Here is a 12206-nt window from a genome sequence, read left to right on the forward strand (position 1 = left end):
GCCCGGTCAACGCGCCTTTACAGCGAGTCGATGTGCGCGACCAGCTGGCCCACCGTCTCGATGCCCTCGGGCTCGCCGAACTCGACGTCGCACTTCTCCTCAAGGTCGCAGATGAGCTCGACCATGTCGAGGGAGTCAATGCCGAGCGACTCGAGTGTGGCCTCCTCGGTGATCTTGTCGGCCTCGAGATCGAGGTTCTCCACGAGGACGTCCTTCACGGTGTCGATGGTAGCCATAGCCAGTTCCTTTCGCGTCGTGCAATTTAGTTTGATAATCAAAGTATTTCTACGGAAGTAATGGTATGGTGGGGGGACGCCGAATGCAAGGGCTCCCGTACGCCCTCCACGATTTCTGCGCGCCAGAAGCTGCGGACGGCCCCCGCCCCACGGCGTTCCCGCCCGAATGTTTCACGTGAAACATTCGTTCGCGCGTACCTATGTTTCACGTGAAACATCGGCATCCCATCGCGGGTCGACGAGCGCCCGCCCTGTGTCCTGCGAGAAACGCGCCCACGCCACGCCGCCGTGCGACCGAGCTTGCGCGCCTGCACACCCCGGACCCCGCGACTCCCCGCCAGGCGCCCCAAACACCCTGCGCCTCGCGGCGCGCGCCGCGCTCACGCTACGCCTGCGCGTCGAAGAACGCCTTCACCTTCGACAGCGCCTCGGCGAACACGCGCTCCTCTTCCTCGGAAAGATCGGCCAGCGCCTCGTCGATCATCTGGTGGTGGAACAGGTTGTGGGCACGCAGCACCTGCCTACCCTTCTTGGTGAGCGACACGAGCACCTTGCGCCGGTCGTCCTCGGCGCGCGTGCGCTCGACGAAACCCTTGTTCGCCAGCTTGCTCACCGCCGTGGTCAGAGTTGCCAGCGTCACGTTCAGGCGCGCGGCGACCACGTTCATGGGGTTGCGCTCATGCAGGCCGATGGCCACGATGGTATGCACCTCGGTGATGGTCAGGCCATGCGTCAGGCGGTTGTCGAGCGACTGCTCCTCGATGCGCAGGATGGAGTTGAACGTGCCGGACAGCAAGCCATCAATCTCCTCGCGTCTCTTCCGAGATGCACTTGAGCCTTCGCCCATGCCTTCCATCCTCTCACTTCTCCTCGCTTGCCGCTCCCAGCGCACGCATCATATCGCAGTCGGTGAGACAATCAAAGGTTTTCTCTGTTTCGAGGTCGTCCCGCAGAGCCGTCAGCAGCCACGCGCCAACCGAAAGTCAAGGCGACGAGAACGCGGATCGGCCAATGTTAACACGACGGGAACTCGCTGGCCCAAACGGTAGGTCGTTCCGGTATCCTGCCCGATCAGGCGATACCGTTCCGGGTCGAAGGCGAAGTACTCGGCACCGAGGTTCTTCGCGGGAATCAGCCCCTCCACCGTATTGTCGAGGCGCACGTACAACCCGTATGCCGCCACGCCCGAAACCGTCGCGGAAAACGACCGGCCTATGAACTGCTCCATATACTCGACAAGCTTGACTTCCTGCGATTCGCGCGCAGCCTTCTCGGCCTCGCGCTCCATATCCGAGGAGTGCTCCGCGATCCACGACAGCGCCGAAACCTCTTGGTCGAACTTCTCTGGGCGGCGGCCTATCTGCGCTTTGAGCATGCGATGCACGACAAGGTCGGGATAGCGCCGAATCGGAGAAGTGAAATGCGCATATGCGGCGCTCGCAAGCCCATAATGCGAATCGCATACAGGCCGATATACAGCGCGTTTCATGGAGCGCAGCACGAGCGATGAGACAAGCTCGCCTTCGGAACGGTTCGCGCTGACGGCGAGGATGCGCTGCAGCTCACGCGGATCGCCAGCAATAAGCTTGTTTCGATCGACGGCATCGAACCATGAAAACTCCTGGAACACCGGCACAAGCCCTTCAAGGCTCTCGGCCGCCGGCCGCTCGTGCACGCGGAAGATGCCCGGGAATCCGGCACCGCACAGGTGCGCAGCCACCGTTTCGTTCGCAAGAATCATCGCCTCTTCGACAAGAGAGGTCGCATCGGTCTTGCGCCTCAGATCGACGCCGATCGGATGATCGCCATCATCGAGTTTCACACGCGCCTCAACCGTATCGAAGTCCAAACCGCCTGCCGCCTTGCGCGCCGCCGCGCGCCTTTGCGCAAGGAACGAGAGCTGCTGGAGACGCCAAGCAAGGCCGTCGTGGAGATTGCCGAAATCCGCATGATCCCCAGCGTACGGGCATTGTGCGGATTCCTGCGAGCTCGCGTCCGAAGCGCTCTGTCCGGGATTGCCCGAGCACTCGTCGAGCAGGTTCTGCGCCTCATCATACGCAAGCCGTGCGGCCGAGCGAATGACGGCCGGATACAAATCATAGCCCACGAGCCGCGACTCGTTGTCCAGGTACAGATCCGCCGTCATCGTCAGCCGATCCTCGTTGGGCCGCAGCGAGCACAGATCGCCCGATAGCTCCTCGGGCAGCATGGGGATCACGCGATCCGCCAGATAGACGCTCGTCGCCCGTCTGCGCGCGTCGAGATCGATCGAGGAATTCCACGGCACATACCGCGACACGTCAGCGATATGCACCCCAAGCCGCCACCGCGCAGCCGAAATCCCGCGCACATCCACGGTTTTTGAACCGCTCAAACATCCTCCAGCAGCAGAACGTTCGCCCTCGACCCCGAAGATGCCATGCTCGCCGCCGCCAGCCGAAACTCGCTCCAACGACAGGGCATCGTCGAAATCACGAGCATCAGCGGGGTCGATGGTGAACGTGAAACGGCCCCGCAGATCGCAATACCCCTCTTCGAGCGCCGCATCGACATCGAGTACAGCGGCCCTCGCCTCAGCAAGGGCGCCTTCTGAAAACGACGTCTCCAGCTTGTGGCGCGCGATCACGAGATCGACGAGCGCACGCTCGTCGTCGGCGTGTCCGAGCACCTCCTCCACGACGCCGGTTGCGGCGGAAGCGCGCGAGGGGAACGTCGAGATGCGCACGCGCACAAGCGTCCCGTCCTCGATATCGGGCCTATCAGCTCGCATCGTGAACACATCGTAGGGAATGCGCGGATCCTCAGGGACCACCACGCCAAAAGGTTCTGCCCCCTCGTAGCGGCCGATCAGGGTATCGTGCGCACGATCGATGACGCGCAGTACCCGAGCAGCCGGCTTCTCGTCCGGGCGATGCGAATTCCCGTTCGCGCGACTGCCGCGCTTGCTTTGCACGGGCAACAGCGCAAGCTCTACGAGGTCACCGTCGAAAGCACCGGCCATCTTCGATTCGGGCACGTAAAACTCGCCCTCCGCTGTACGAACGAAGGCGAATCCTCCAGGCCGCACGTCCAGTACGCCGCGCGGGTTGCTGCGCGGGCTTCGCCGCGTATGCGAACGCGAGCGCGGCACGTCACTGCCGAACGAAGGATTGGGCGGTCTCGACCGCCAACGTCTTCTGATTGTCGACGCCTTCGGAAAGCGCGACGGCCACATCGGGCGCGACGCCCACTCCGTCGATATCATGGCCGAGCGGGCTCTTGTAGTAGGCCGCAGTGTATCGAAGCGCGCCGCCAAAGCTCAGCTCGCGCGTCACCTGCACCGATCCCTTTCCGAGCGTCGTCTGCCCCACAAGGGTCGCGCGCTGGTTGTCCTGGAGCGCAGCTGCGAGAACCTCGGCGGCAGCAGCGGTGTTGCCGTTCACGAGGACAACGAGCGGCTTATCCGTCGCGACTGCGCCCGTTGCGGTTTTCGTCGTATCCTCCGCTTCCTTCGTCTGAATCTTCACGAGCGTGCCGCTTTTCACGAACAGGCTCGCGATATCCACCGACTGCGTGAGGAAGCCGCCTGGATTGTCGCGAATATCGAGTACGAACGAGCTGGCGCCCTGCGATTCAAGATCCGAAACGGCAGACTTTACCAGCCCCGCCGCGTTCTGAGTGATCTGCTTGAGCCGGATATAGCCCACCTCGTCTATCAGCTCCGACTCTACGTTTCTAGCCTGGTAGTCAGAGCATTCGAGGGTTGTTGTGAACTCGTCGCCACCTTCGTCGTCGAGCGTTTCGGCTCGTCTCCAGGTGATAACGACACTCTCGCCCTCGTCGCGTTTGAGAGCGGAAACCACTTCCGTCATCGTCCAATCGTGCTCGCGATCGCCGTCGATCGCCACGACGAAATCGCCTGTTCTCACGTCGGCAACCTGCGCTGCAGACCCCTCAAACACGTCGACGGCATAGGCGCGGCCGTTGAACTCGGAGAAAAGCACCCCTACTCCCGCATAGGTGCCCGAACTATCCTGGAGCAGAGCGGCATAGCGGCTCGAATCGTAATAACGCAGATATGGATCCTTGGTCGTGTCTGAGAACGCATCGAGCACGCTGGAGGTAGCCATGCCCAAATCGTAGGAATCCAAGCTCTCCTCATCGAGAATGCCTTCGACTTCCTCAACGCGAGCGCCGAGCGAATTATAGGTATCGCCCGAAGTCGTGGAGCCAGGATTGCGATCGACATCGACCACGAGGGAGGAGAATCCAAGCGATTCGAGCAGCGGGGAGTCCCCTCTCACGAAGAAGCCTATCGCGAATGCGCCGCATACCGCGATAACGGCGAGGAATGCCTTGAGAAGACGCAGGTTGCGGGTCCGCGCTTTACGCGCGGATGCCGCAACCTGCTTGTTATCGCAATGCTTTGCGACCATGGCCTTCCGGCGCCGTTACACCTTGAGATAGCGGCGCATGGCAAAGGCCGAGCCGATCAGGCCGATTAACAGGCCCGAAACCGCCAAGAGCACGTATATGAGCAAAAACGTGCTCGCACCGATATCGAACGACAGAAATGGGATACCCTCCTGCAACCGAGGCAAGACAAGATTGCGCAAGAGCTCCAGCGCGCCCACGGCCAGCAGCGCCCCGATCACGGCATGCAGCGCGCCTTCCATAAGGAAGGGCCCGCGAATGAAGCCGTTCGACGCTCCCACGAGGCGCATGATCGCAATCTCCTTGCGACGTGCGAGGATAGCCAGGCGGATGGTGTTGTTTATGAACACCATCGCTATAAAGATGAGCAGCGCGATGAGCGCAATGCCGATATAGCGCACGTAGTTTGTAAGCGTGAACAAGCGCTCTACTGATTTCTGCCCGTACTTGATCGACTCGGAAGGATCGTCGTCATCGGCGATGCCCGCGTAGGTAGAGTTGCCGCGCAGCGAATCAGCCACCTGCTCGACCAGCTGAGGATCAGAGAGCTCTACGTCGATAGAAGCCGGCAGCGGATTCTGCCCATCGAGCGTATCGATGATCTCGGAACCCGACGACTGGGAGAATTTCTCAAGCGCCTGGTCCTTCGTCGTGAACGAAACCGTCTGCACGCCCTCGAGACCCCGCACGAAGCTCATGACCGAGTCGATATCGTTTTGCGAAGCATCGTCGGCGACGTATGCCGTAATGGAAACCTCGCTTTCCACCGACGACACCACCCGTTCCACAACGGAGCCGCCAACAAGAAAGGTTCCGATGATGAGCAGCGATAGAAAAATGGTCACGATGGAGCCGAGCGCCGTCGAGAGGTTGCGCGTGAAGCCCGTCAAAGACTCCTTGATGAAGTACGCAAAACTAGACATCGAAGCCGTACACCCCCCGGTCCTGATCGCGGGTCAGATTGCCGCGGTCGAGCGCGATGACGCGCCGGCGCATATTGTCCACCATCTCGCGGTCGTGCGTGGCCACGAGCACCGTTGTTCCCGTGCGGTTGATGCGCTCGAGCAAGTCCATGATGCCGCGCGACGTCTGCGGGTCGAGGTTGCCTGTCGGCTCGTCGCACACCAGCAGCGGCGGGCGGTTCACGATGGCGCGCGCGATGGATACGCGCTGCTGCTCGCCGCCGGACAGCTGGTCAGGGCGCTTGTTGAGCTTGTCCTGGAGCCCGACGAGCCGCAGAACCTCGGGCACTTGCGTCTTGATGACATGGCGGCTCTTGCCGATAACCTCGAGCGCGAACGCCACGTTCTCAAACACGGTCTTGTTCGGCAGCAGTTTGAAGTCCTGGAACACGCAGCCGATGTTACGGCGCAGATAGGGCACGCGCCAGTTGCGCATGGTGGTCAGATCCTCGTCGGCCACGTAGATGTGACCCTGCGAAGGCTTCACCTCGCGGATGAGCATGCGGATGAACGTGGACTTGCCGGAGCCAGAATGGCCCACGAGGAAGATGAACTCGCCCGCGTAGATCTGCAAAGAGATGTCGTTCAAAGCCGGCTTGTTCGGTTGTGCCGGGTACACTTTCGTCACATGGTCAAACGTAATGACAGGGGTGCCCGTCTGCTGGGGAATGTCCTCGACTTCCAGCACCGGCAGCGAAGCAGACAGCTGAGACGTCGTCTGCCGCGCGGAGGCCGCATGAGCGCCGCCGCGCCGCGAAGGACGCGCAGGAGCCCCTTGGCTGATGTCGTTCGTCACAGAATGCTCCGTTCGAATAGTGATGTACTGAGACTGTTCGAATTTTATCAGACTTGCTTTCGGGCGATGACGTTCTTCACAGCTTCGACAATCGCGCTCGCATCGAGGGCAAAGTACCCCATGAGCTCCTCGAATTCGCCCGATTTGCCGAACATATCGCGCATGCCCACGAACTCGACAGGCGTCGGCAGTTCGCGCGCGAGCGTCTCTGCAACGGCTGATCCAAGGCCGCCCATCACGCTGTGCTCCTCGGCAGCGACAACGCATCCGGTCTTGCGCGCAGAGGCGACGATCGTCCTCTCGTCGAGCGGCTTCACGCTGAACGCGTCGATCACCTCGGCCTCTATGCCTTCGGCAGCCAGCGCTTCGGCGGCCTTAAGCGCCTGCTCCACTTCTACGCCGCAGGCGACGATCGTGACGTCGGCACCCTCGCGCAGCACGTAGGCGCGACCGAGCTCGAGCTCCACATCGTCGGCGTAAACCGCCGGCACGCTCGCACGTCCCATGCGCACATACAACGGGCCTGGCGTTGCTGCAGCCAAGCGGATGGCGGCACAGGCAGCCGCATAGTCGGCCGGCACGAGCACGCGCATGTTCGGAAGGCCCCGCATGAGGGAGACGTCCTCAAGCATCTGGTGGCTGCCCCCGTCCGGACCCACCGAGATGCCGGCGTGCGTGGGGGCTATCTTCACGTCCAGGTTGCTGTAGCACACGGTGTTTCGTATCTGATCGTAGGCGCGTCCCGTGCCGAACACGGCGAAGGAGCCGGTGAAGGCCACGTGGCCGGTAACTGCCAGCCCCGCAGCCACGTCGACCATGTTCTGCTCGGCGATGCCGCAGTTGAACAGGCGATCCGGATAGCCAGCGTCGGCGAGCTTCTTCGTGGTGGTGGACCCTGTGAGGTCGGCATCCACTGCAACCACCGGCGCACCCTCAGCGGCAAGCTCGGCGAGCGTTGCGCCGAAGGCGGCGCGCGTGGCGCGCTTAACCTGAGCCTGCTTCTCGTCTGCCAGCTTAATCACGGCCGACCTCCTCTCCCGTGCGCCCAGCCAGCTCAGCGAGCGCCTCCTTGGTTTGCTCCCCGTTCGGCGCCTTGCCATGCCAGCCCGCCTGGTTTTCCATAAACGACACGCCCTTGCCTTTTACCGTGCGCGCGATAACCGCATGCGGCCTACCTGAACGGTCGGCTTTTGCCGCTGCGAGCGTCTTAACGAGAACGGGAATATCGTGGCCGTCCACCTCGTGCACGTCCCAGCCGAACGCCTCGAACTTGGCACGCATGTCGCCGGGGTCACACACGTCGGCAGTGCAGCCGTCAATCTGCAGTCCGTTGCGATCCACGATGGCCACGAGGTTGTCAAGGCCTCGATGGGCTGCGAACATGGCCGCCTCCCACACCTGACCCTCCTGGCACTCGCCGTCGCCAAGGAGCGCAAACACGGCCTGCGGTTTTCCGTCCAGTTCGAGACCGGCAGCAGCGCCCGCGGCGATGGAAAGCCCTTGACCGAGCGAACCCGTGGACACTTCCACGCCAGGCAGCTGGTTGGAATCCGGATGGCCCTGCAGGCGCGTGCCCAGCTTGCGCAGCGTAAGCAGCTCTTCGCGCGGGAAGTAGCCGGCCTCGGCGAGCACGGCGTAAAGCGCAGGCGCCGCATGCCCCTTGGCCAAGATGAAGCGATCGCGCTCTTCCCAGTCGGGACGCTCGGGATCGTGCTCGAGCACACCTCCGAAGTACAGCGCGCAGAGGATGTCGGCACACGATAGCGACCCGCCCGGGTGCCCGCTGCCCGCCTCCGCGATCATGCGCACGATGTCGACGCGCATCTCGTTCGCCCGTCGTTCAAGCTCGGTCATACCGGTTCCTTCCATTATTGGGACACCCTCCATTTGTGGTAGCCTATCACGAACTCCTCCAGGTCGCCGTCGAGGACGGCGTCCACATTGCCCGTCTCCACGCCGCTGCGCACATCCTTTACCAACTGGTAGGGATACAGCACGTAGTTGCGGATCTGGCTGCCGAACGTAGAGTCCATGCGCTCGCCGCGCAGCTGCGCGAGCTCCTCCGCCCGCTTCTGCTCCTCAAGCTCATAGAGCTTGGCTTTGAGCACGCGGAACGCCGCTTCCTTGTTCTGCAACTGGGACTTCTCGTTCTGGCACGTCACCACGATGTTCGTGGGGATGTGCGTGAGGCGCACGGCCGAGTCGGTGGTGTTCACACACTGGCCGCCGGGGCCGCTCGAGCGGTACACGTCCACGCGCACGTCGGCGGGATTGAGGTCCACTTCGATGTCGTCGGGCAGAACCGGCAGCACCTCCACACCCGCGAACGTGGTGTGGCGGCGCTTCTTGTCGTCGGTGGGGCTGATGCGCACGAGGCGGTGCACGCCGTTCTCACTCTTCAGCATGCCGAAGGCGTTGCGGCCCTCGATCTGGATGGTGGCCTTGTCGAGGCCTATGCCCTCGCCGGGCACCACGTCGAGGATCTGAACCTTCCATCCCTTGTTCTCGGCGTAGCGCGTGTACATGCGGTAGAGCATCTCGGTCCAATCCTGGGCTTCCAGGCCGCCTGAGCCGGGGTTCACCGTAAGGATGGCGTCGCCCCCGTCGAAACGCTCCGAGAACCACGAGCTGATCTCAAGGGAGTCGAGCAGCCCGTCGAGATGTGCAAGCGCATTCGACGCCTCTTCGGCGAAGGCCTCGTCCTCGTCCGCGAGCTCGAAGGCAGCGCGTGCGTCATCGAGGAGCGCCACGGCGTCCTCGTATTCGGCGATGGTCTCACGCAGCACGCTTGCCTGCTTCGAAACGCTCTGCGCATGCGAAGCGTCGTCCCAGAACCCGGGAGCTGCAATCTCCTTATCGAGCGCGGCAAGCGCGGCTCTTTTATCTTCGATATGCAGAAAGACGCCGGCGTCGCTCACGCGCCGGGCCGCCGACTCCACATCCTTCTCGTCCCTGTCAGCCATCGTCGACCTACATATCTCTTCCGTGGCACTTCTTGAACTTCAGCCCGGAGCCACACGGGCACGGATCGTTGCGCCCCACGTTGGCGAACGGATCGTCCTTGTCTTTGACATAGGTCTGAGGCTTCGCGGGTGCCGGCTTCGGCGGCGTCTGGTCGGCGCCGGCATTCGAAGCCTGGGCAGGTGCCTGGGCGCGCGCAGCAGCGACTCCCGTTTGCTCGAGCGCCTGCTCGGGAGACGAATAGCTCACCTTGCCGTCGAGGGGGCTCTTCTCCTCGGCAAGCGCAGGCTGCTCCTGCTTGACGGCTACCTGCAGACGAAGCAGCGTGCGCAGATAGTCCTCGTACATGGAGGCCGTAAGGCTTTGGAAGGCGTTGTACGCCTCGTTCTTATACTCGACAAGCGGGTCGCGCTGCCCGAAGGCACGCAAACCGATGCCGGCTTTGAGGTAATCCATCTCGGAGAGGTGCGCCATCCAGCGCGTATCGATTATACGCAGCATCACCTGACTCTCGAGCATTTTCACGATCGGCTCGCCCAGCTGCTCGGCTTTCTCGGAAAAGACGGTCTCCAGATGCTCGACGACCGCATCGGCCAAGAGCACCGGATCGTCCTCATGATCGGCGGCTTCCGCAGAGAAGTCCGAGCGGCCCGTCATGTTTGCGACCCAGACGTCGACCGCCTTGAGATCCCAGTCGTCGCTCGGCGTCTTGTCGGGGCAGTTCTCCTCAACGACGGCCTCGACCGCGTCGCGGATGATCCCGGGGATGCGCTCGTCCATGTCCTTGCCGTCGAGAATGGCATTGCGCTCGTCGTAGATGGCGACGCGCTGCAGGTTCATCACGTCATCGTACTCCAGCACATTCTTACGGGCTGCGAAGTGCATACTCTCGACCTGGCGCTGGGCGCCTTCAATGGCCTTGGATACCATGCCGGCCTGAATGGGCATGTCTTCGGGCATATCGGTCTTCTCCATCATGCGCGCGATGGAGTCCATGCGATTGCCGCCGAACAGGCGCATGAGATCGTCCTCAAGAGACAGATAGAACTGGGTGGTGCCCGGATCGCCCTGGCGGCCGGCGCGTCCGCGCAGCTGGTTGTCGATACGGCGCGACTCGTGGCGTTCGGTGCCGATAACCGTGAGACCACCCGCGGCGATCACCCGGTCGTGCTCGTCGGCGCACGTGCGCTGCGCCTCGGCGAGCGCGGCGGCACGGTCGTCCACAGACGGAGCGCACGCTTCGCCTTCCTCGGTCTCCGCGTCCTCCTTGAGTTCGGGATCGAAGCCCTGGGCGCGCAGCACGTCGTCGGCCAGCACGTCGGGGTTGCCTCCCAAAAGGATGTCGGTACCGCGGCCGGCCATGTTCGTGGCGATGGTCACGGCCCCCACGCGTCCCGCCTGCGCGATGATGTGTGCTTCACGCTCGTGGTTTTTCGCGTTCAGGGTCTCGTGCTTGATACCGCGCTTGTCGAGCAGGCGCGAAAGCTTCTCGGAACTCTCGATGGAAACGGTGCCGATGAGGCAGGGCTGGCCCTTCGCATTGCGTTCAGCCACATCGTCAGCCACGGCGTTGAACTTGGCTTCCACGGTGCGGTAGATGAGGTCGTCCTCGTCCCGACGGGCTACAGGCCGGTTCGGCGGAATGGCCACGACCGGCAGTTTATAGATCTGGCGGAACTCGGCGTCTTCGGTCATGGCGGTGCCCGTCATACCCGAAAGCTTTTCGTAGAGACGGAAGTAGTTCTGCAGCGTGATGGTAGCAAGCGTTTGGTTTTCTTCGCGCACCAGCACCTTTTCTTTGGCTTCCACAGCCTGGTGTAAGCCCTCCGACCAGCGCCGGCCTTCCATGATGCGCCCGGTGAACTCATCGACGATCTTCACTTCGCCGTTCGTCACGACATAGTCCACGTCGCGATGGAACAGGAACTGCGCCTTCAGGGCCTGCTGGAGGTGGTTCGCCAACTGGCCCGACGGATCTGCGTAGATGTCGTCGATGCCGAGCATCGCCTCGATCTTCTCCAAGCCGCTTTCGGTGGCGTTGATGGTTTTCTTCGCCTCGTCCATCTCGAAATCCTCGTCGAGGCGCAGGCGGGGCATGACGCGAGCAAACTTGTTGTACGTCTCGGCCGCCTGCGTGCCGGCGCCCGAGATGATAAGCGGGGTGCGCGCCTCGTCGATGAGGATGGAGTCCACCTCGTCGACGATGGCGAAATGGTGGCCGCGCTGCACGCGGGCCTCCGCGCGCGTAACCATGTTGTCGCGCAGGTAGTCGAAGCCGAATTCGCTATTCGTGCCGTACGTGACATCGGCGGCATAGGCCGGAATTTTCTTCTCGGACCGCATCCCGTTCTGGATGAGCCCCACCTCCATGCCAAGGAAGCGGTAGATCTGACCCATCCATTCGCTGTCGCGCTTGGCGAGATAGTCGTTCACGGTCACGATGTGCACGTTGCTGCCGGGAAGCGCGTTCAAGTAACCTGCCAGCGTCGACACGAGCGTCTTGCCCTCGCCGGTCTTCATCTCGGCAATTTGCCCGTCATTCAAGGCCATGCCGCCGATGAGCTGCACGTCGAAGTGCCGCAAGCCCAGCGTGCGCACCGACGCCTCGCGCACGGCCGCGAACGCCTCGGGCAGCAGGGTATTCAGGTCCTCCCCCGCCTCTGCCCGCTCCCGCAGCGCCGAAGTGAGCGCACGCAGCTCGGCATCCGACTTCGCCTGCATGTCCGGTTCGAGTCCGTTGATCTTCTGCGCCGTGGCCTCGTAGTTTTTCAGTTGCTTGCCCTCGCCGAGCGTGAGCAACTTGGATAGGAATCCTGCCATGTATGCGCCATCCTTTTT

General features: G+C 62.6%; 10 protein-coding genes. All 10 read right to left on the reverse strand.

Annotated elements, in window-relative coordinates:
* Positions 1-17 precede the first annotated feature (17 nt).
* Complete coding sequence (locus tag C2L71_RS08120) at positions 18-236, reverse strand: acyl carrier protein (protein WP_103265269.1); 219 nt, start codon at positions 234-236, stop codon at positions 18-20.
* Positions 237-621: 385 nt separating this feature from the next.
* On the reverse strand, positions 622-1092 hold the full coding sequence (locus C2L71_RS08125; RefSeq protein ID WP_103265270.1) for a MarR family winged helix-turn-helix transcriptional regulator: 471 nt from the start codon (positions 1090-1092) through the stop codon (positions 622-624).
* A 102-nt stretch (positions 1093-1194) separates the two neighbouring features.
* Complete coding sequence (locus C2L71_RS08130) at positions 1195-3366, reverse strand: ribonuclease R family protein (protein ID WP_103265271.1); 2172 nt, start codon at positions 3364-3366, stop codon at positions 1195-1197.
* Position 3367: 1 nt separating this feature from the next.
* The gene (locus C2L71_RS08135; protein WP_103265272.1) at positions 3368-4651 is read right to left on the reverse strand and encodes a S41 family peptidase; all 1284 of its coding nucleotides are present in this window, start codon (positions 4649-4651) and stop codon (positions 3368-3370) included.
* 15 nt (positions 4652-4666) lie between these two features.
* A complete protein-coding gene (gene ftsX / locus C2L71_RS08140; protein WP_103265273.1) occupies positions 4667-5572 on the reverse strand; it encodes a permease-like cell division protein FtsX in 906 nt (301 codons plus the stop codon).
* On the reverse strand, positions 5565-6407 hold the full coding sequence (ftsE, locus tag C2L71_RS08145) for a cell division ATP-binding protein FtsE (protein WP_103265274.1): 843 nt from the start codon (positions 6405-6407) through the stop codon (positions 5565-5567). The genes ftsX and ftsE overlap by 8 nt, the downstream gene beginning before the upstream one ends.
* Positions 6408-6454: 47 nt before the next feature.
* Complete coding sequence (locus C2L71_RS08150) at positions 6455-7429, reverse strand: transketolase family protein (protein ID WP_103265275.1); 975 nt, start codon at positions 7427-7429, stop codon at positions 6455-6457.
* Positions 7422-8261 carry a transketolase gene (locus tag C2L71_RS08155; protein WP_103265276.1) on the reverse strand — a complete coding sequence of 280 codons (840 nt, stop codon included), beginning with the start codon at positions 8259-8261 and terminating at the stop codon, positions 7422-7424. The genes C2L71_RS08150 and C2L71_RS08155 overlap by 8 nt, the downstream gene beginning before the upstream one ends.
* A gap of 14 nt (positions 8262-8275) precedes the next feature.
* Entirely contained in the window at positions 8276-9370 is a 1095-nt protein-coding gene (gene prfB, locus C2L71_RS08160) for a peptide chain release factor 2 (RefSeq protein WP_103265277.1), read from the reverse strand.
* 7 nt (positions 9371-9377) lie between these two features.
* A complete protein-coding gene (secA, locus tag C2L71_RS08165) occupies positions 9378-12188 on the reverse strand; it encodes a preprotein translocase subunit SecA (RefSeq protein ID WP_103265278.1) in 2811 nt (936 codons plus the stop codon).
* Positions 12189-12206 lie beyond the last annotated feature (18 nt).

It is taken from the genome of Enteroscipio rubneri, from assembly GCF_002899715.1.
GTDB classification, from domain to species: domain Bacteria; phylum Actinomycetota; class Coriobacteriia; order Coriobacteriales; family Eggerthellaceae; genus Enteroscipio; species Enteroscipio rubneri.